We start from the raw sequence: 18,994 nt of genomic DNA, 5'->3' as shown, positions 1-18,994 counted from the left end.
AATGTTGCTCAGGTCGTCACGGTAGGTGTCAGCCGGGGCAGGTAGCGGCAAGCCCGGTGACGAGGCCGTTCAGCGCGGTCTGTTCGAGCGGGTCGGCGGACGGGTCGATTGCCGACGCCGTCCAGCCGAGGGTCACCTGGCGTTCGCCGTCGGGACTCGAGAAGGACAGTGTGCGGTAGCCGAAACCGTTGCCGCGCTGCCCATAGACGAGTTCGGCTGTACCTGGGTTGCACGCGTCGCCACCGACCAGTAGCCCGAGACCGTAACCCGACGGGGTCAACGCTTGCATCTGCTCGACGAGTGCCCGCGGCAGAAGCGTCTCGTCGTACAGAGCCCGGAAGAAGGTGTTGATGTCGCCGACTGTGGAGATCACCGCGGCACTCGCAGACCACACCGAGGGATCGAACTCGGTGATGTCGACGTGGTTGTCGGCCTCGAGGATGTAGCCGTGTAGCGGCCGGCGGGCATCTTCGGCTCGGTGGGGTAGCTCGTCGAATCCAGCGACAGGGTTCGAAGATGCGCTGTCGCAGCGATTCGGCGATGATGACGCCGTCGAGCTCGTCGACCACCATTCCGAGTACGACGTAATTGGTGTTCGAGTAGTCGAATTCGGCGCCTGGTTCCAGTGGCCACGGCTTGGCCAGCGCCGTCTGCAGCAATTGGTCGTCGGTGTACTCGGTATCCGCAGCGTCGAGCAAGCCCTGGGCGTCGGGCGGAACCAGGGAGTCGAGGTAGTTCGGCAGACCGCTGGTGTGATCGAGCAGCTGGCGGATGGTGACGGGCTTGGGCAGTAGCCCGGGAAGAACCTCGTCGATGCGCGTCTCCAGCTCCAGCGCGCCCTCTGCGACCAGTTGAAGCACGACCGCCGCAACCATCGACTTGGTGATGCTGGCAATGCGGATCGGGTCGTTCGCCGACGCATGTTCCTCGGATCCACGCTCGACGACACCTGCCGCTCCCTGCCACTCGCTCGTACCGTCGCGGAGTTCGATGACGGCAGCGGGAGCGCCTTGGGTAACCAACGCGTCGACGACGGTCTGCGCGTCCTCGGTTCTGATGGTGCCGACGGCGCTCGTCGTCTGCGGAGCGGGAGGAGTGCTCTCCGCGGCGCACGACACGAGCACGAGAGCTGCAGCAAGAGGTAGCGCGGCCGATCGCAGGTTCACCTGCTCACGATGCAACAGTTCCGTGAGATCTCCAACCTGAGGGCTCCGCCCCCAGTGGCACGGTTGAGTGCACCCCGATGCACTCAACCGTGCCACTGAGCCGGAGGCTCCACCTACAACTCGGCCACGGCTGCCGCGACCAGATCAGCGTTGCCGGCCGCGAGGGAGCCGTCGGGCAGGGTGAGGGTGTCCTCCAGACCGATTCGCGTCGGGAGCCCGAGGCTGCCAGCCAGCCGGAGCGTGTTCCAGCAGCTAGCGCCCTCGCCGTGCAACAGGATGGGCACACCTGCATCGACGGTCATCGCAACAAGGTCCTCGGCCACGGTCGGAGTGTCGTTCGATTGCACTTCGAGGAGCGCCCGCATGCAGTGTCGGCGCAGATCGGAATCCATCCACGCGCGAGCTGCACGGACGTTCCACAACCCTGCTTCGACGCCGACCCCTTTGTCGAGCAGAACGCGCGCCACCTCGTACGCACCCTCCTCGTGCCAGTTGACCGACGCGAAGTCCGGCAACGTCGTCCACGACGCGATCGCCTTCAACCGCGACGTCGGGTCCGGACTGCTCCAGGCACCCGTAGTGACGCCCACCGGTACTCCTGCCGCGCGCGCCGCCCGCACTGCGGCCTCGACGCGGTCTGCTGCGAGAGAATCTGTACCGTCGCTGTTCTTGGGGTGAACATGGATCGCTTCGGCACCAGCGCGCACCGCAGCGATCGACTCTGTGGATATCTGGTCCGCTGTGACCGGCACCGCGGGATGCTCACCGGGTGTTCGGGGACCGTTGATGCACGCCTTCAGTTTCATGCGCGCGCGGCGGCGTCGAGGAGGACCGCGGCTGCTTGCCGGGCAGCAATTGCAGACTCGGGTGATTCCGAGATCGCTGCAGTGGTCTGGGCACCTTCCGCGAGCAGGGCGATCTGCAACCCGAGGCTCGCGGGGCACCCCGCTTCGACGACCAAATCAGTGACATATTCGACGAATTCGCGCTTGTGCTGATGTGCAGCATCGGCGACTGCGGGCATCGTCGCACCGAGTTCCCCGAACGAATTGATGAACGCGCAGCCGCGGAAGTTGTCCTCACGGAACCATGCGTCCAGGAAGTCGAAAATCGAAAGAATCTTGTCGCGAGGGGAGTCGTGTCGGTCGGCTTCGGCGAGGATGCGCTCGTTCCAGACGGCCGTGCGTCCGGCCAGTACCTGCCCGACGATGTCCGACTTGGACGGGAAGAGCGCGTACATCCGCTTGAGGGAAATACCGGCGGCGGTGCGTAGTTCGTCCATGCCGACGGCCTGAACGCCGCGCGCGTAGAAGAGTTCGTCGGCGGCGTCGAGTACGGCTACTCGGGCGCTGTCCATCTCCATTGTCACCAACTCCTTGCGCAGAGAACCAACGTTCTCTACGGTAGACCATAGCGCGAGAACGTACGTTCTCGATCAGGTCACGACGAAGGGCAACAGCAATGGCTTTCATCAATGTCGGAACAGAGAACAGCACCCCGATCGACGTCTACTACACCGATCACGGCAGCGGCCAGGCCGTCGTCCTGATCCACGGCTACCCGCTCGACGGTAACTCCTGGGAGCGTCAGTCGCGAGCACTGCTCGACGCCGGCTACCGCGTCATCACCTACGACCGCCGCGGATTCGGGCAGTCCAGCAAGCCCACCGTCGGCTACGACTACGACACCTTCGCGGCCGATCTCAACGCCGTCCTCACCGAACTCGATCTGAACGACGTCATTCTCGTCGGATTCTCCATGGGCACAGGTGAATTGGCTCGGTACGCAGCAAAGTACGGAACCGACCGAGTCGCGAAGTTCGCCTTCCTTGCCTCACTCGAGCCATTCCTACTGCAGACCGACGACAACCCGACGGGAGTTCCGCAGTCGGTGTTCGACGGTATCGACGCGGCGGCACGCGAGGACCGCTTCGCCTGGTTCGACAACTTCTACCGTGACTTCTACAACCTCGACGAGAACCTCGGTACCCGGATCAGCGAGGCGACCGTACGTGCGAGCTGGAATACGGCGGCCGCGAGCGCACCGGTCGCGGCGTATGCGGTGGTACCCACTTGGATCGAGGACTTCCGCGGTGACGTGCAGAAGGTGCGCGAATCCGGCAAGCCCACGCTCATCCTGCACGGCACCAAGGACAACATCCTGCCGATCGACTCGACGGGTCGCGAGTTCAGCAAAGCATTCCCCGAAGCGAAGTACGTCGAGGTCGAAGGTGCCCCGCACGGTCTACTGTGGACGCACTTCCAGGAGGTGAACGACGCGCTCCTCGCGTTCGTTCGCTAGCCGCTCACGGAATTACTCTGCGACGTCGAAGATCCGAGAAGATGTCGGTGAACATCTTCTCGGTCTCGACGTAGCGGTGAAATCCGAGACGTCTGGCCTTCGAACCGTCGGAGAAGAAATCGTAGTCCCACCCGAATACGAAGTCTCCGAACGGCCACGCTGCCACGTCTGCATACGCGGTCGGTGCGAGGTCGTACCTGTCGACCATGGTGTTCCACAGCGGTTCCTTGTCCGCCATCGTCTCGGTGAGCGACATCTGCAGTGGTCCGGCGACGTCGATCTCGAAGAATTCTGCGATGCTCGGCCATAGGGTCTCCCAGCGGAACAGGTCGCCGTTGGTGATGTTGAATGCTTGGTTCTGGCAGTCGGGAGTTGTTGCGGCCCACACGGTTGCTTCGGCCAGCAGCCCTGCGTCGGTCACCTCCATGATTGTTCCGTAGGCGCCGCGCTTTCCCGGAAACCTCAGGGGTACACCGAGTTCCTTCGACATAGCGGCGTACACGGCGATGACGGTCGCGAGATTCATCGGGTTCCCGAGCCCGAAACCGCAGACCACGGATGGCCGGATCGCCGTCCACGTCCATGTGCCCCTGGCGCTGCGATCCTCGAGAAACTTCTGTTGCTCGGTGTTGAACTCGGGCGGCATGTGCCCGGGATCGGATTCCTTCGCCGGCGTCGAGAACGGCCCCAAATGTGCGCCGTACACCTTGTACCCCTGCATCAGGCTGATGTGCCGCAGGCCATCCGATGTCGCCTCGACCGCATCGACGACGTTTCGCAGCATCGTCACGTTCGGCTCGACGAGCTCTGCCCACGTCGACCGGTCCTGGTACGCGGCGTAGAAGATGTGGGTCGCGTCCTGGATCGACGCCAGTGCGGTCCTTGTTTCGGCGGCGTCGAGAAGATCGACGGCGATGTGTCGCACCCCGGGTTCATCGACGCCTCCCCGCCTGGACAGGCCTATGACGTCCCAGCCGCCCTGCTGTTTCAGATGCTCGACGAGATTGCCTCCGATCACACCACGTGCACCCACGACAACTGCCACCTGTCTGCCTCGCATGAAGTCCTCCTGATCGGTATATCGCAATGTTACGATGAACCGAGTGAACCATACGTATCGGGAATTTGCGATATGGCGGTATGATGACCGAGTGTCCAAGAATCCCGTCGAGGACGATCTCGCGATTGTTTTCAAAGCGCTGTCCAACCCCACGCGCGTGGCAATCCTGCGATGGCTCAAAGACCCGTCGGACTTCCCCCCGCAACTCGAGCCTGCCGAAGAAGTAGGAGTGTGCCTCAAGCATATTCAGGCCCGAGCAGGTGTATCTCAATCGACGGCGTCCCAGTACATGGCAACCTTGCAGAACGCCGGTTTGGTCACCAGCACGCGCGTCGGACAGTGGACGCACTACAAGCGAAGCGAAAGAAGAATCCAGGAACTCGCTGCAGACGTATCGAGCGAGTTGTGATGACGGAGGCGCCGAATCCTCGCAACGTGGTGGTGACCTCGGAGTCGGTTCGTCTCGGAGTGCTGCTCGCCGCTGTCGGTGGATTCGTGGACGTCTACACGTTCATGACTCGCGACGGCGTATTCGCGAATGCGCAGACCGCTAACGTGGTGTTGTTCGGAATCGACATCGCGTCAGGTCAGTGGCGGTCGGCGATGGGGTACCTACCTCCGCTGGTCGCGTTCGCGCTCGGCGTCTTCACCGCGGAGGTCGTATCGAGGCCAGCTGTCGCACGGATCGTGAAGCGACCGGTCCGCGCAGTGCTCGTGATCGAGATCGTCGTGATCGCACTTGTCGGCTTCGTCCCACTGTCGGTACCCAATGCTGTTGTCACGATCTCTATTTCATTCGTTGCCGCATTGCAGGTGACGACGTTCCGGGTGCTGGTGGACCAGGCGTTCAGCACCACGATGACGACCGGCAATCTGCGCAGCCTGTCGCAGGCGGTGTTTCATCGGGTCACGGACGGAGACAAAGCGGCAGGGGCGCGGGCAATCAACTTCGGATCTGTCATCGCGGGTTTCCTCGGCGGTGCAGTGCTCGGAGCCGTGATGGTGAGAATGCTCGACACGGGAGCCGCGTGGGTGGCGTCGGGAATGTTGGTGGTTGCGTTGGCGCTGTTCATGTTCGACGAGTGGCGCGGGGTGCCTCGGGTTCGGCATCCGCTCGCCTAGTGGCACGGTTGAGTGTCCTCTGGTGCACTTAACCGCGCCACTGGGCGGGGACCGCTAGACGACGACCACTCCGTCGGAATCGCTGTAGACGATCTCGCCTGGGTTGAAGGTGATGCCACCGATTTCGACGGGCACGTTCTTCTCGCCGGATCCGGTTTGCGTGCTCTTGCGAGGGTTGGTGCCGAGTGCTTTGACGCCGATGTCCAGGGTTCGCAGGATCGCCGAATCGCGGATCGCGCCGTTGACGATGACGCCCGCCCAGCCGTTGGTAACGCCTCTACCTGCGATGATGTCACCGACCAGCGCTGTGTGAATACTCGCATCGCCGTCCACGACGAGTACCCCACCGTTGCCTGGCTCGCCCAGGGTCTGCTTGACCAGCAGGTTGTCCTGGAAACACTTGATCGTGGTGATCGGTCCCGCGAACTCGGAGTTCTTTCCGAACTGGATGAATTGTGTATCGCAGCTTCGGATTCCGGGCCCGATCTCGTCGGCCAGGTCTGCGGTTGCCTTGAATTCGACGGAAGTCATGGACGAGAGCTTAGTCGAGCCGTCCGTGGCGCCTCTCGTACTCGTCGCGGGTGCGGTCCAGCTTGGCCTGAGTGTTCGCATTGAGCAGCTGCGGATCGAGGTCATGGATGAGCAGGCGGTGCCGACGGTAGACGTTCATCAGCGCGATCGCGAAGTAGACGAGCGGAATGAACAGCAGTGCCATCATCGCCAGGCCGATCCACAGCGGTCCGGGAACGAGCAAGAAGAGTGACAGCAGCGGAATGACCGGCAGCGTGAACCGAACCAGATATCGCGCCTGAGCCCCGTTGCCGACGAGGTCCTCACGTACCCAGTCCTGCATCGACGCGGGCAGAACTCGGCCGAACTGGTACCCCAAGTACTGCCAGAACGTCGGCTTCATACCGCGGACTTTACGCCCTCACCTCATGCAGGACGACGGCGCCGATCGACAACGCCACTGCGTCCTCGACCAGCGCGGCCGCAATAGGTGGTACCTGCTTCGACGCCCAAACGCGGTACGCGTGACCTGCATACGATGCCGCGATCGCCGAGAGCCCGCCGATGACGGCCGCCGGGATCGGGTCGTCGCCGCGGCGTCGGGCAACGACGAACGCTGCGCCACTTCCCACCGCGATCCGGCCGCCGAGTGCGGGCGGGCTGAGCCGCGATGGCGTCGTCGGCAGTTTGTCCATGACGAGTTCGCCTGCAGTGACGACGGCCGAGGCCCCCGCGGCGAGACGCTCGCGGTCGCTTCCTTCGAACCACGTGAGCAGCCCGACGGAGATGCCGACCGAGCTGCGCAGGCCGCTCGCCTTGCCGATGGAAGCGGACAGCATGGCCGAGCGCAGCGTCGGAGTCATCTTCGAAGTATTCACCCGGGTGAGTACTTTGGCCAGTGACAGATCGATCTACTCCCCGGTTGTTCGGTTGCAGTCGCGAGAGACGCACAACCGGGGAGTAGATCGCCTACTTGCCTTCGGCGTTGGCGACGATGGCGTCACGTACATACTGCGCGAGCCCCGGCGCTACGTCGTCGTAGTGCTTGGTGAACCGCTCGTCGGCGATGTACATCTCCGCCAGGCAGACGTGCATCTCGTAGCCGCAGTCGTAGTGCTGCTCGATGCCGGCGCGGTGTCGTTCGGCGAGTACCGCTGCTTGTTCGGAGTCGGCAGGTACACCGGACGTCATCGCCGCCGCGAAATCGGCCTCCAACGCGTCGGTTTCGGACTTGATGCGCTTCCAGTCGTCCTTGGTGAACGAGGCGGTGCGTGTCTGCGATTGCTTCCACGCCTCGGTCTCGCCCCAGCGCTCCTCTGCCTCCTCGGCGTACTCGTCGCCGAGCCAGTTGTCGCCGAACACCTCACGCTGTTCTTCCGGGGTCAATTGAATTCCCATTTTCTTCGCCTCCATCATTTTGTCCACGGCCGCAGCCATCTGATGCAAGCGATCGATCCGCGTATCCAGCAATGCACGTTGACGCTGCAGGTGCGCCATTGCATCGACGGTCGGATCATCGAGGAGGGTGGCTATGTCGTCCAACACGAAACCGAGTTCGCGGTACGTCAACACCTGGTGCAGTCGCTCGACGTCGGCCGACGAGTAGCTGCGGTAACCCTTCGGGGTCCGCCCGGACGGCACCACGAGCCCGATCTCGTCGTAGTGGTGCAATGTCCGGACGCTGATCCCGACGAGGCGGGACACTTCGCCCACCTTCATTCCCTCTGAATCGCTCACAGAAGACAACAGTGGTACCTCCCGTGGCGTGAGGGTCAAGTCTTGTCAGCGAACGACTCGTTCGCATCCTTCGGCAGGGGCGCCGGCGAGGCGCTGCGAGATCCAGTCGAATGCACCGGGCCTGCCGCCGTTCTCGGCGCCCGTGTGGTCACCAGGGATCTCCTCCAAATGGACCGAAGCGCCCATCGCACACCACTGGTCCTGGACAGCCTCCGCGCCTTCCTTGGGAATGAGGAAGTCCTGCAGGCCCTGGTAGATGTAGATCGGTGCCTCGGGCTTGATCTGTCCCATTCGATTCTCTTCGACCACGGCCCGAGTGATGGGGTGATCGAACACGTTCGGAACGTTCGACAGATTCTGCTGATCGAACAGCAGCAGTCCGCTGTAGGACAGCACGTCGACGCATTGGTCCTTCTGCACGAGTGCCAGTCGCTTTCCGTTGTCGTTGGCCAGTGAACGCATCTCCGGGTACTCCCGGCTCAGCCCGATGGTCGCTGCCGTGAACAGACCGGACCCGATTCCGCCGTTCAGCGAGCGCTGCAGAATCTTGTAGTCGGTGGGAGGGCCACCGAACGCGACACCGACGATGTTCAACTCGGGCGCGTACGTGGGCGCCAACTGCGCTGCCCAGCCCGACGCGATAGCTCCACCGGAGTAGCCGGTGATTGCGACCGGTGCGTCGGGCGCGACTCCTGCACTGTGGGATGCCCGCAACCCGTCGAGCACGGTGTGGCCGGACACGAGGCCTGCCGAGTACGCCTGACGCGGACCTTGATAATCGGTGGCGACGACAGCATAGCCCCGACCCAACAAATCTTGAATCCGATCGATTTCCTTGTTGGTACCTCGCGGCAGCGTCGACGACGGTGCGCACGCACTGCCGAGTGAATCCGTCGCCTCGTTGTACGCGACGACCGGACGCTGTCCTCCACCCGTCCACGGCGCGTCGGGAACGATGACGGTCGTCGCCGCGGCGATTGGGTTGTTCTTCGAATCGGTCGACCGGAACAGCAGCTGCGTGGACGTCGTACCTGGTTGTACTGCAACACCTCTCGTGTTCAAGACCGTTCCTGGAGCCTGAGCTTCGAATCCCGCAGGCGGAGCGAACCACGGGTCACCGAGAGGGGTGGGGAGGTAGGCGGCAGGATCAGTCGGCGGAGCGACGAGATCGCCAATGGGGTCGGCCTGTGCCCACGGAGCCAATGCGACCATAAGTGCTGCCGCGCCTGAAAGAACGATCGTCGTGCGCACTGTGCTTTTCACGCTGACAAACCCACCCTGCTTCGTCTAGAGCGCCCCGACGCCTAGGAAAGACCGAGTCCCATCGTGCCATATGTGGCAAGAGTCTCCCTGGAGCGTGGGGTCGGGGTGCTGCGGTGTTGCGGTGTTGCGGCCAGGTGACCGAATGAGACATTCGGTGCGGCGGGGGACGCCGCGCGCACGTTCCAAGCGAGCGCGCAAGTTGCAACGCGTGCTTTGGCTGCAACCCGCGCGTTCGGGGGCCGGGGTGACCGAAAGAGACTGTGAGTATGGGTGTGTCCGGTTGATACTGGACTTCTCCAGTGAGTTGGGCCTGACTCTGAAACAGACCGACGTCTCAGACTGTCCTACGAATGATGTGTCGGCCCCATCTCACTGGCGGTTGTACACACACGCGACCGGTGGGCGAAGTGACCTCATAGGAGCCTGTCCAAAGAGTCCCATCACAGTCTTGTCCGCCGCCCGGCCGGTGCGTGGCCTCCACCTCGAAGGGGATAGCCATGACCAGCATGACCGAAAACCTGCCCGATGTCAGCGCCCGCATCTTCGTCGGCGTCGACACTCATAAGGACACGCACCACGTCGCACTCACCGACCACCTCGGACGTGACCTCGACGACCGAGAGTTCGCCAGCACCGCTGCCGGTGTCACCGAGTTGATCGCCTGGATCACCGCGGCGGGCACTGTCGAACGTGTCGGAGTGGAAGGAACCGGAAGCTACGGATCGACGTTGGCGACCGCATTGCACAACGCCGAGGTAGAGGTCGTCGACGTCGACCGCCCTGACCGTCGTGCGCGCCGAGCCCAGGGCAAATCCGATCCGATCGATGCGCGTTCGGCCGCACGCGCTGCGCTGACCGGAAAAGCCACCACGACACCCAAAGCGCATGACGGCAATGTCGAAGCAATTCGTTTCCTGCACAACGCACGTCACTCCTGTGTGAAGTCGCGTGCCGAAGCAATCACCCAATTGAAGTCGATGATCGTCAACGCCCCCGACCGTATTCGCACCGAGCTTCGAGACCTCACCGATGCGGTCCTGTTCGCCACCTGTAGACGATTCGCGCCCGCTACCCACAGAGTTCTCACACTCGACGAAGCCGTGCAGAACGCGCTGCGAACGATTGCGATCCGAATCGACAGTTTGACCACCGAAGAACGCGACCTCACCAAACACATCGAAGCACTCGTCGCCGAACACGCACCCCAGCTCCTCGCTCGATTCGGCATCGGTGTCAACACCGCGGCTCAGTTGCTGATCACCGTCGGCGACAATCCGGATCGCATCACCACAGAAGCAGCCTTTGCGCACCTGTGCGGTGTCGCACCGATCCAGGCGTCCTCAGGTCGAACGCACCGACACCGACTCAACCGCGGAGGCGACCGTCAAGCCAACCGCGCTCTCTACATCATCGCCCTGGTCCGATTACGCAGCGACGAACGAACCAAGCGCTACCGCGACCGTCGACTGGCAGAAGGCAAAACACCACGCGAAATTATGCGCTGCCTCAAACGTGCCATAGCCCGCGAAGTATTCGGCCTACTTGTACACCCACAGCACGGTTGACAAACATAGGAGCATCATTCGGTGCGGGGCGCACGGCATGGAAGAACCGAACGCCCCTGTGATCCCAGCCACGGAGGGGGTAGGTTGTCTGTAACTCCAAGAACTACTCACCAGTAGGGGTATGAAATGCCAGCTCCGAGCGCTGCGACCTTCTCGCGACTCGCCGATCTGATTGCCATTGCGGACGCCGATGCTCGGCCGACGAAGACCATCGCGGAGGTGTTCACCGGCAAGGAGCTCGCTACCATCCCCGTCGGCACCGCTGAGGACGTCGACGACGCCATCGCCCGCGCTCGCGTCGCACAGAAGGCGTGGGCCAAGCGTTCGGTCGCCGATCGTGCGGAAATCTTCCATCGGTACCGCGATCTGGTGCTCGCGCACCGCGGCGAACTGATGGACATGGCGCAGGCCGAGACCGGAAAGTCCCGCTCTGCGGCGCAGGAGGAAGTGCTCGACATCGCGATGACGGCGCGGCACTACGCCCGCACCGCCGCCAAACTGCTCGCACCCAAGCGTGTGACCGGAATGCTTCCGGTGTTGACGAAGACCACCGTGAGGTACCAGCCGAAGGGCATCGTCGGCATCATTTCGCCGTGGAACTACCCGATGACCCTCGCGGTGTCCGACGCCATTCCGGCGCTGCTTGCCGGCAACGGTGTCGTTCTCAAGCCCGATTCCCAGACGCCGTATTGTGCTCTCGCCGTCGTCGAACTCTTGTACAAGGCGGGGTTGCCGCGCGACTTGTTCGCTGTCGTGCCGGGACCGGGAACTGTCGTCGGCACCGCGATCGTCGAAAACACCGAGTACGTCATGTTCACCGGCTCCACCGCTACCGGGCAGCTCCTCGCCGAGCAGGCCGGTCGCCGACTGATCGGCTTCTCCGCTGAGCTCGGTGGCAAGAACGCCATGATCGTCGCCGAAGGCGCCAACCTCCGCGAAGTGTCCGACGCCGCAGTGCGCGCCTGCTTCTCCAACTCCGGACAGCTGTGTATCTCGATCGAACGAATCTACGTCGAGCAGTCCATTGCCGCTGAGTTCACAGCGAAATTCGGCGAGCGTGTGCGCAACATGACCCTCGGCGCAGACTACGAGTTCGGCATCGAGATGGGCAGCCTGATTTCCGAGAACCAGGTCAAGGTGATTTCTGCGCACGTAGACGACGCGAAGGTGAAGGGCGCCACGGTCGTCGCCGGAGGACACGCACGTCCCGACATCGGTCCGTTGTTCTTCGAGCCGACCGTGTTGACCGGGGTGTCTGCCGACATGGACTGTGCCGCCGAAGAGACCTTCGGGCCCCTCGTGTCGATCTATCCTGTCGCCGATGTCGAGGAAGCGATCGCCAAGGCCAACGACACCGAGTACGGGCTCAATGCCAGCGTCTGGGCGAAGACCAAAGCGCAAGGTGAAGCCATCGCGGCACGTTTGCACTCGGGAACCGTCAACGTCGACGAGGGTTACGCGCCTGCGTGGGGAACGACCGCTGCGCCGATGGGCGGGATGGGTGTCTCCGGAATGGGCCGTCGCCACGGTGCCGACGGGTTGCTCAAGTACGCCGAGTCGCAGACTATCGCTACGACGCGCCTGCTCAACCTCGGCGGACCGCGTGGACTGCCGCCGAAGATGTGGGCGAAGATCATGCCGCCGTTCGTGAAGGCGCTCAAGTACATCCCAGGACGGTAGGTCCGCTCGCCCTGGGGTGCACGGTGCGCGTCAAGGTGACCGAATGAGACAGTCGCTCTCCTGAAGTGACCGAATGAGACAGTCGCACACTCAGAGTGACCGAACTAGCCATTCGCTCCCCTGAAGTGACCGAAACAGACAGTCGGTCACACCCAAGGTGACCGAAACAGCCATTCGGTCCAGAACCCCGGCCCCCGAAACCGCCGATGGCCCGTACACGAGGTGTGCGGGCCGTCGGCGTCGGCGGACCTAGTTCACGTTGAGGCCCGAGTTCACGAACTGCTGGTGCGGATCGGGAACGTGCGCGTCACCGAGCACCCGAGCGATCTGGTTTTCGCTGAGCCCGAGCCGCCGGAGCCGCTCGCACACTGCGTCGAAGTCGAGCATCTTGGCGTCGAGTTCGTGTTGGAGCGCGACGACCTCGCTGCGGATGGCTTCCGCTTGGTCGAGTGCTTCGAGGGTGTCCTTCGGCTCCGGCAGGAGGAGGTTCAGCAGTCGATCGCGTGCGTCGGTGCTGAGTCCTTCGAAGGGAGCCGAACCTGCAGGTGCTTCGTGCCGGCCGACAACCTTCTTCGGCTCGTCCAGCTCGGCCGCAACGTACTCGCGGTCTTTGCCGAACGACGGGATCTCGGCGGCCTGTTCGCCTTCGGCAGGAGCCTGAGCGAAGTCGATCGTCTTGCGCAGAGGGCGGTTCGGGATGAAGACCACTGCGATGAGCGTGACGATGGCGACGAATCCTGCGATGAGGAAGATGCGTCCCGTGGCGTCACCATATGCGGTGCGGATGACCGTGAGGACGGGTGCGGGGAGCGAGGACAGGTCGAGCGATCCGCTGCCGCCTCCCGCACTGTTGACGCCCAGCTCGGCGAGGCCCGCTGCGGACTTGTCGGCAACGCGGGTTGCGAGGAGTGATCCCAGAACCGAGACGCCGATCGCGCCACCGAAGGTGCGGAAGAATGCGACCGTCGACGATGCTGCACCGATGTTGTGCACGCTGACCGTGTTCTGCACTGCGAGGACGAGGTTCTGCATCAGCATGCCGGTTCCGAGGCCGACGATGGTGATGAAGATGCCGACGGTCCACAGGCTCGTTGCGTGGTCGATCGTTCCCAGCAGCAGGAATCCGATGACAAGCAGCATCGATCCGGTCACGATGAACGGCTTCCACTTTCCGAACTTGGTGATGAGCTGACCCGATCCGACCGATGCGACGAGCATGCCGAATACCAGTGGGATGGACAGCAATCCGGCTTCGGTGGGGGAGTATCCGCGCGCGGTCTGGAAGTACTGGCCGAGGAAGGTGGTGGCTCCGAACAGGCCGACACCGACTGCGATGGACGCAATGATGGCCAGGCCGGTCGTACGCTCGGTGACGATCTTCAGCGGGATGATCGGCGACTTGTGCCGAGCCTCGACGATGACGGTGAGGACGAGAAGCAGTACGCCGCCGCCGACGAGGTATGCCGTTTCGCGCGAGAGCCACGCGTAGTAGTCGGCCTTGCCTGCGAACGAAACCCACACCAGCAGAACGGACACGCCGGCGGTCAGCAGCAGCGCGCCGAGCCAGTCGATGGAGACGTTCTCTTTGCGATCGGTCTTGATGTGGAGTGTCTTCTGCAGCAGTCCGAGGGCGACGACGGCCAACGGAACGCACACGAAGAAGCACCAGCGCCATCCCAGCGGGCTGTCGACGATGACGCCGCCGAGGATCGGTCCACCGGACATCGACACGGCCATGACTGCGCCGGTGTAGCCGGAGTAACGACCACGATCACGTGGTGAGACGATCGTGCCGATGATGGCGATGACGAGTGCCGTCAGGCCACCCATGCCGATGCCCTGGACGACGCGCGCGGCCAGCAGTACCGGGACGTTGTGGGCGAAGCCGGCAATCAGCGATCCCGCGACGAAGATGAGGATCGCGCTCTGAACGAGGACCTTCTTGTTGAACAGGTCGGCGAGCTTGCCCCAGATGGGCGTCGATGCCGCGTTGGCGAGCAATGCGGTGGTGATGACCCAGGCGTATGCGGTCTGTGATCCCTGGAGGTCACCGATGATGGTGGGCAATGCCGTCGACACGATCGTGGTGCTCAGCAGCGCAGTGAACAGCGCGGCGAGCAGGCCGGTGAGGGCTTCGAGGATCTGCCGGTGGGACATGGCGTCGGGATCGGCCTGTTGAATATTCGGCGGAGCTTCGGTGGTTGACATTGTCTTATCTCGCAATCAGTTTCAAGTGCGCGGTGTCGTGCGCGTCTTCGTTGAATGTGCTGTTGAGCTTCTGGATGGAGTCGAGCGCGGCAAGTGCTTCCGTCTCGCTCCATTCGCTCAACATCTCGCGCAGTCGATTCGCGCGAAGGTCCCAGATGACCCTGAGCTTTTCCCCGCCTTCGGACGAGACGCGAACTCGCGATGCACGCTTGTCGTCAGGGTCGGGGGTCCGATCGATGTAGCCGAGGTCCACGAGGTCTGCGATCTGCCGGCTGAGGGCGGACTGGCTGACGCAGAGCCTGTTGGCGAGGTCGGTCTGTCTGCATTCACCCTCGGTCGCGAGGATGGCCAGTACTCCGGTCAGCGCCTGCGGCAGCGGTGAAGCCTCATCTCCGGTGGTCACGGCCCGCTTGAGCGCACGTCCGAAGAGAAAGACCTCTTCGACCAGCGCTTCGGCGGTGGTTGTTCTTACTGCCATGAGTGCTCCAACGGTTGGGACAATTACTTGCTGTCCGCAACCATATAGATAAATAGATGAGGTAAACAACTATTTTACCTATCTCGTGGGTCACATGACCTACGAGCAGCGGAGTCAGTCCCTGACCACCCGATCGAAGATCCCCCGCCCGATGGTGATGGTGACGCTCTCGCCGACCGACGGCCGTGGCCCACGCACCGCGCATCGGAACGAGACACCGTGCGAGGAGACGACGACGTCGCTGCTCTCGCGTCCGAAGAGCGAGGACGTCACGACCCCGCCGTCGGCATCGGAACCGCTGCCGGCATCCGAACCTGAACCGAGCGAGATATCGGCAGGCAGGATCGACAGCGTTCCCCGGCCTTCACTGGCATTGTCGATGATGTCGACGGGCACGGTCAGCGGATGCTCCTCGGCACGGAACAGGCCACCGTCGACGACGCCGTCGATCACGTTGGCGTCGGACAGAAATTGCGCCACGAACGCGGACGCCGGACGCGTGACCAGCTCCTCCGGGGTACCGATCTGCGCGATGGCTCCGCCGTCGAGAATCGCTACGCGATCGGCGAGTGCCAAGGCTTCCGACCGGTCGTGCGTCACATGGACCACCGTCAGCCCGGCAGCACGCGTCAGGGAACGCAATTCCAACCGCAGCCGGTCGCGCAACGGCTCGTCCAACGCCGACAGCGCCTCATCGAGCAACAACGCCCGCGGAGACCTCACCAACGCGCGAGCGAGTGCGACGCGTTGCCGCTGGCCGCCGGACAGAGTCGCCGGGTTTCGAGACTCGAGCCCAGGAAGGCCGACCAGCTCGAGAACGTCGGCGACGCGTGTGCGGCGCTCCCCGCGCGAGACACCAGCAAGTTCGAGCGGGTACGACACGTTCTTCCCGACGCTGCGATGCGGCCACAGTGCATGTTGCTGGAACACCATCCCGAGCCCCCGATGCTCCGGCGCCAGCGAACGTCCCGCTCCAGCAACCACATCGTTCCCGATGGTCACCGTGCCCGACGTCGGCTCCAGGAATCCGGCGACGGTGCGCAGGAGCGTCGTCTTGCCCGACCCCGACGGTCCGACGAGAGCGAGAAATTCACCGTCGGCGACGTGCAGATCGATGCCGCGCAGTCCGACAGCGCCTCCGGGATAGTCGAGATGGATGGAGTCGAGCGAAATGGCGGACATCAGGGGACCTTCTTTCGGTCGGTGACACCCGCGACGAGACCGAGTCCCGCGATTCCGACGAGCGCGACGAGTAGCGACAGCGCGGCCGCGGCGTTGTAGTCGCCCGCCTGTTGCAGGTTGAAGATCGACACACCGAGCGTCTGTGTTCCCGGTGCTACCAACAGAACCGACATGGTCAGCTCGCGCACAGCGGTCAACGCCACCAGTACACCACCGGTCACGGCAGCGGGAACGGCCAACTTCCACGACACGTCGTACAGTGCGCGAATCGGGGACGCGCCCGAGGACCGGGCTACCTCCTCGAATGCGATGGGTGTCGCGCGCAGCGGTGCTCGCACCGCCTGCACCACGATCGCCAGAAACGCCATGACGTAGGCGCACAGGATGACCCACCGTGTATCGAACAGCCCGGTGTAGCGTCCGACGATCAACCAGCCGACCGCGATGACCAGTCCCGGGATGGCTTGGGGCAGCATCGCCACCAGGTCGAGGCCGACGTTGTCGCAGGACTTCGTTCGGGTCGTGAGCACTGCCAGCGCCAACCCCACCAGGCCGCAGATCACCGCGGCACCGAGCGCGAGAAATACTGAATTCTGGATCCCTACCAGGGTTCCTGGCGCAGTGACGGCCCCGATGATGCTGTCGAGCGTCAGGTTGTCCCATGTGAAGGGAACGCCAGGGGCGGGTAGTAGTGCCTGGGTTGCCAGCGCCAGGATCGGCAGCGCAGTCACTGCAAGTGCGAGGAGCCATGCCGCGGCAGCCGCTGGAATGTGACTGCGGCCCAGAGTGATCCGCTGGGTCGCAGTCGTCGGGCCGTCGATGTGGGAGGCTCGCCGCGACAGCAACCGGTCGACGGCGACAGCCGCCACCGCCAGGAGCAACAGCACGATCCCGATAGTCGAGACCACCTCGAGAGGTTTCGCCACGGTGCCGGACTGGATGAATCGGTACACCATCGTCGACAGAGTGACGTAGCGATCGGGTAGACCTACCAGAGCAGGGATTCCGAAATCAGCGAGGTTCGACACCGCGACCAACGTGAACGACGCCACCCCGGCGGTCCGGAGCAGCGGTAGCGTCACGTCGGTCAGTGCGCGCCTCGGGCTCGCACCTGCCATTCGCGCAGCCTCTTCCAGATCGCCGGGGATGCGTCGTGCGGCTGCTGCCATGATGAGGTACGCCAGCGGGTACGAATGGATCGTCAGCAGGAAGATCACTCCGTCTCCGCCGTAGATGTCCCACAACGGTGCGCCGACGCGGCTCGTCCAGAACTTGTTGATCACCCCGCTGGGTCCGAGCAGGCCGGTCCACGCGATAGCGCCGACGAACGGTGGAATCAACAACGGGCTCAACAGGATCAGCCGAAGTGCGGTTCGGCCGGGAAGGTCGGTCCGATCGAGGACGAGCACCATGGCTACTGCCGCCACGACGGCGAAGAAGGCCGACGCGCCGGCCGAGACGAGACTGTTGACCGCGGCGTCGACGATTCCGGCGTCGAGAAGTTCCTGTATATGGTTGCCGCCGAGGCCGATCGAGACGACTGCGGCGATCGGGACGAGTACGACGGCCCCGACCGCCAGCCACAGAGCGATCCGGATACCGGCCAGACCGTTGAGTGTGAACCTAGCCGACAAGCTCGTTGAACCTCTTCACAGCGTCGGGCTGGGACGCGCTGATCTCGGCGAGATCAGGGTTGAGCAGTTTCAGATCGGCGAGAGCCGGTGCACCGATTGGAGTTCCGACGTCGCCACGCACCGGGAGATATTGCTGCTGCACGGCGATTTCCTGACCGCGCTTGCTCACCAGGAAATCGACGTACTTCTTCGCGGCGTCCTGGTTGGCCGCGTCCTGGAAGATCCCGGCAGGCTGTGAGATGTACGGAACGCCGTCTGTCGGGTACTCCAACGCGATCGGCGATCCCTTCTCGGCCAGCTCACGCACGAGGTAGTCGACGACGATTCCGATCGGTTGCGTCCCTGCCGCAACGGACTGCCCGACGGGTCCGTTGCTCTCGGCGACCACCGGTTCGTTGGCCGCGAGCGCCTCCAGCCACGGCTCGCCGAGCGCGTCTTCACCGAGCCACACTGCGGTGTTGAAAGCGGCAGCACCGGAAACATCGGGATTCGGAAGGGTGATCTGGCTCTTGTACTTCGGGTCTGCAAGGTCTTGCCACGACGTCGGCGGCTGCGTGACTGCCTGGGTGTTGTATGCGATGACCGTCGGGATGATGCGGGTGCCGACGTAGTAGCCGTCGGGGTCGACGACGTTCGGATTCAACGCCGAGGCATCCGCGGGGGTGTACTGAAGCAGGAGGTTCTCGTCCTTGTATCCCTCGAATGTCGGCGCGTCTGCGGCGAGCAGGACGTCGGCGCCGATCGTGCCGGTCTCACGCTCCGATGCGATGCGCGCGTTGAGATCTCCCGTTCCCGCGCGGTAGACCTGAACGTCGATGCCGGGGTTCGCGGCCGTGAACTCGGCGTTGAGAGCATCGATCTTGGCCTGCGGTTCGGAGGTGTATACGGTCAACGTGCCGCCTGTGTCGTCGCTGGAACCGGATGTGGCAGGCTCCGCCGGCTCGGAACATGCTGACAGACCGACGATTACGGCGATCGATACGACTGCGCCCACGACTGGGCGGCGGAAGCTGTTCACGGGTGTCTCCTGAAGAACGTCGGAAGCGTGATCGTCGCCGCCGCAGACGACATCCTTCGGACTCTTCGGA

19 protein-coding genes are annotated in these 18,994 nt (G+C 63.5%); 5 read left to right on the top strand and 14 right to left on the bottom strand.

The window, feature by feature from the left end; genetic code table 11:
- Positions 1-8 precede the first annotated feature (8 nt).
- From WDS16_RS21760 to WDS16_RS21750, 3 genes are all read right to left on the bottom strand, one after another.
- Positions 9-1,166 (bottom strand): serine hydrolase, encoded by a 1,158-nt coding sequence (locus WDS16_RS21760; RefSeq protein ID WP_338887624.1) that lies wholly within the window; start codon positions 1,164-1,166, stop codon positions 9-11.
- A gap of 113 nt (positions 1,167-1,279) precedes the next feature.
- Positions 1,280-1,972 (bottom strand): 3-keto-5-aminohexanoate cleavage protein, encoded by a 693-nt coding sequence (locus WDS16_RS21755; protein ID WP_338887623.1) that lies wholly within the window; start codon positions 1,970-1,972, stop codon positions 1,280-1,282.
- The gene (locus WDS16_RS21750; RefSeq protein ID WP_422395694.1) at positions 1,969-2,529 is read right to left on the bottom strand and encodes a TetR/AcrR family transcriptional regulator; all 561 of its coding nucleotides are present in this window, start codon (positions 2,527-2,529) and stop codon (positions 1,969-1,971) included. The genes WDS16_RS21755 and WDS16_RS21750 overlap by 4 nt, the downstream gene beginning before the upstream one ends.
- Positions 2,530-2,627: 98 nt before the next feature.
- Here WDS16_RS21750 and WDS16_RS21745 point away from each other — a divergent pair, with 98 nt between their 5' ends.
- On the top strand, positions 2,628-3,467 hold the full coding sequence (locus WDS16_RS21745; RefSeq protein ID WP_338887621.1) for an alpha/beta hydrolase: 840 nt from the start codon (positions 2,628-2,630) through the stop codon (positions 3,465-3,467).
- Between the two features lie 4 nt (positions 3,468-3,471).
- On the opposite strand, the gene WDS16_RS21740 is transcribed toward WDS16_RS21745, so the two are convergent.
- Positions 3,472-4,527, bottom strand: a complete 1,056-nt coding sequence (locus WDS16_RS21740; protein ID WP_338887619.1) for an SDR family oxidoreductase — start codon at positions 4,525-4,527, stop codon at positions 3,472-3,474.
- Positions 4,528-4,618: 91 nt separating this feature from the next.
- Between WDS16_RS21740 and WDS16_RS21735 the strand changes: the two genes are divergently transcribed.
- Positions 4,619-4,936 carry a metalloregulator ArsR/SmtB family transcription factor gene (locus WDS16_RS21735; protein WP_338887617.1) on the top strand — a complete coding sequence of 106 codons (318 nt, stop codon included), beginning with the start codon at positions 4,619-4,621 and terminating at the stop codon, positions 4,934-4,936.
- Positions 4,936-5,649 (top strand): YoaK family protein, encoded by a 714-nt coding sequence (locus WDS16_RS21730; protein WP_338887615.1) that lies wholly within the window; start codon positions 4,936-4,938, stop codon positions 5,647-5,649. The genes WDS16_RS21735 and WDS16_RS21730 overlap by 1 nt, the downstream gene beginning before the upstream one ends.
- 54 nt (positions 5,650-5,703) lie before the next feature.
- Here the strand turns inward: WDS16_RS21730 and rraA are convergent, their stop codons facing one another.
- The 5 genes from rraA to WDS16_RS21705 all read right to left on the bottom strand — a co-directional run bounded on the left by rraA (position 5,704) and on the right by WDS16_RS21705 (position 9,159).
- Positions 5,704-6,180, bottom strand: a complete 477-nt coding sequence (gene rraA / locus WDS16_RS21725; RefSeq protein WP_338887612.1) for a ribonuclease E activity regulator RraA — start codon at positions 6,178-6,180, stop codon at positions 5,704-5,706.
- Positions 6,181-6,190: 10 nt separating this feature from the next.
- Entirely contained in the window at positions 6,191-6,562 is a 372-nt protein-coding gene (locus WDS16_RS21720) for a DUF5313 family protein (RefSeq protein WP_068376863.1), read from the bottom strand.
- Between the two features lie 10 nt (positions 6,563-6,572).
- A complete protein-coding gene (locus tag WDS16_RS21715) occupies positions 6,573-7,022 on the bottom strand; it encodes a hypothetical protein (protein WP_338887611.1) in 450 nt (149 codons plus the stop codon).
- Positions 7,023-7,128: 106 nt separating this feature from the next.
- Positions 7,129-7,878 carry a MerR family transcriptional regulator gene (locus WDS16_RS21710; protein ID WP_338893565.1) on the bottom strand — a complete coding sequence of 250 codons (750 nt, stop codon included), beginning with the start codon at positions 7,876-7,878 and terminating at the stop codon, positions 7,129-7,131.
- Positions 7,879-7,941: 63 nt separating this feature from the next.
- A complete protein-coding gene (locus WDS16_RS21705; protein WP_338887610.1) occupies positions 7,942-9,159 on the bottom strand; it encodes a lipase family protein in 1,218 nt (405 codons plus the stop codon).
- Between the two features lie 497 nt (positions 9,160-9,656).
- Here WDS16_RS21705 and WDS16_RS21700 point away from each other — a divergent pair, with 497 nt between their 5' ends.
- Both WDS16_RS21700 and WDS16_RS21695 read left to right on the top strand, forming a co-directional pair.
- On the top strand, positions 9,657-10,724 hold the full coding sequence (locus WDS16_RS21700) for an IS110 family transposase (RefSeq protein ID WP_338887609.1): 1,068 nt from the start codon (positions 9,657-9,659) through the stop codon (positions 10,722-10,724).
- A gap of 126 nt (positions 10,725-10,850) precedes the next feature.
- Positions 10,851-12,404, top strand: a complete 1,554-nt coding sequence (locus WDS16_RS21695) for a succinic semialdehyde dehydrogenase (protein ID WP_338887607.1) — start codon at positions 10,851-10,853, stop codon at positions 12,402-12,404.
- A gap of 249 nt (positions 12,405-12,653) precedes the next feature.
- Here the strand turns inward: WDS16_RS21695 and WDS16_RS21690 are convergent, their stop codons facing one another.
- From WDS16_RS21690 to WDS16_RS21670, 5 genes are all read right to left on the bottom strand, one after another.
- A complete protein-coding gene (locus WDS16_RS21690; RefSeq protein WP_338887605.1) occupies positions 12,654-14,612 on the bottom strand; it encodes an MDR family MFS transporter in 1,959 nt (652 codons plus the stop codon).
- A gap of 4 nt (positions 14,613-14,616) precedes the next feature.
- Positions 14,617-15,090 carry a MarR family winged helix-turn-helix transcriptional regulator gene (locus WDS16_RS21685; protein ID WP_338887603.1) on the bottom strand — a complete coding sequence of 158 codons (474 nt, stop codon included), beginning with the start codon at positions 15,088-15,090 and terminating at the stop codon, positions 14,617-14,619.
- A gap of 114 nt (positions 15,091-15,204) precedes the next feature.
- Complete coding sequence (locus WDS16_RS21680; protein WP_338887601.1) at positions 15,205-16,272, bottom strand: ABC transporter ATP-binding protein; 1,068 nt, start codon at positions 16,270-16,272, stop codon at positions 15,205-15,207.
- Positions 16,272-17,870: an ABC transporter permease gene (locus WDS16_RS21675; protein WP_422395852.1), complete on the bottom strand. Its 1,599-nt coding sequence runs from the start codon at positions 17,868-17,870 to the stop codon at positions 16,272-16,274. The genes WDS16_RS21680 and WDS16_RS21675 overlap by 1 nt, the downstream gene beginning before the upstream one ends.
- Before the next feature lie 25 nt (positions 17,871-17,895).
- Positions 17,896-18,924, bottom strand: coding sequence for an ABC transporter substrate-binding protein (locus WDS16_RS21670; protein WP_338887598.1), 1,029 nt, complete (start codon positions 18,922-18,924; stop codon positions 17,896-17,898).
- Between the last annotated feature and the right edge of the window lie 70 nt (positions 18,925-18,994).

The organism is Rhodococcus sovatensis, assembly GCF_037327425.1.
Taxonomy (GTDB): domain Bacteria; phylum Actinomycetota; class Actinomycetes; order Mycobacteriales; family Mycobacteriaceae; genus Rhodococcoides; species Rhodococcoides sovatense.
This window is presented reverse-complemented; position numbering and strand designations above follow the sequence as displayed.

What these genes read in the sequence shown, in the direction of transcription:
- WDS16_RS21755 (WP_338887623.1), bottom strand. Translation starts at nt 1,972, where the DNA reads ATGAAACTGAAGGCGTGCATCAACGGTCCCCGAACACCCGGTGAGCAT.
- WDS16_RS21750 (WP_422395694.1), bottom strand. Translation starts at nt 2,529, where the DNA reads ATGGAGATGGACAGCGCCCGAGTAGCCGTACTCGACGCCGCCGACGAA.
- WDS16_RS21745 (WP_338887621.1), top strand. Translation starts at nt 2,628, where the DNA reads ATGGCTTTCATCAATGTCGGAACAGAGAACAGCACCCCGATCGACGTC.
- WDS16_RS21740 (WP_338887619.1), bottom strand. Translation starts at nt 4,527, where the DNA reads ATGCGAGGCAGACAGGTGGCAGTTGTCGTGGGTGCACGTGGTGTGATC.
- WDS16_RS21730 (WP_338887615.1), top strand. Translation starts at nt 4,936, where the DNA reads ATGACGGAGGCGCCGAATCCTCGCAACGTGGTGGTGACCTCGGAGTCG.
- rraA (WP_338887612.1), bottom strand. Translation starts at nt 6,180, where the DNA reads ATGACTTCCGTCGAATTCAAGGCAACCGCAGACCTGGCCGACGAGATC.
- WDS16_RS21720 (WP_068376863.1), bottom strand. Translation starts at nt 6,562, where the DNA reads ATGAAGCCGACGTTCTGGCAGTACTTGGGGTACCAGTTCGGCCGAGTT.
- WDS16_RS21715 (WP_338887611.1), bottom strand. Translation starts at nt 7,022, where the DNA reads ATGACTCCGACGCTGCGCTCGGCCATGCTGTCCGCTTCCATCGGCAAG.
- WDS16_RS21710 (WP_338893565.1), bottom strand. Translation starts at nt 7,878, where the DNA reads ATGAAGGTGGGCGAAGTGTCCCGCCTCGTCGGGATCAGCGTCCGGACA.
- WDS16_RS21700 (WP_338887609.1), top strand. Translation starts at nt 9,657, where the DNA reads ATGACCAGCATGACCGAAAACCTGCCCGATGTCAGCGCCCGCATCTTC.
- WDS16_RS21695 (WP_338887607.1), top strand. Translation starts at nt 10,851, where the DNA reads ATGCCAGCTCCGAGCGCTGCGACCTTCTCGCGACTCGCCGATCTGATT.
- WDS16_RS21690 (WP_338887605.1), bottom strand. Translation starts at nt 14,612, where the DNA reads ATGTCAACCACCGAAGCTCCGCCGAATATTCAACAGGCCGATCCCGAC.
- WDS16_RS21685 (WP_338887603.1), bottom strand. Translation starts at nt 15,090, where the DNA reads ATGGCAGTAAGAACAACCACCGCCGAAGCGCTGGTCGAAGAGGTCTTT.
- WDS16_RS21680 (WP_338887601.1), bottom strand. Translation starts at nt 16,272, where the DNA reads ATGTCCGCCATTTCGCTCGACTCCATCCATCTCGACTATCCCGGAGGC.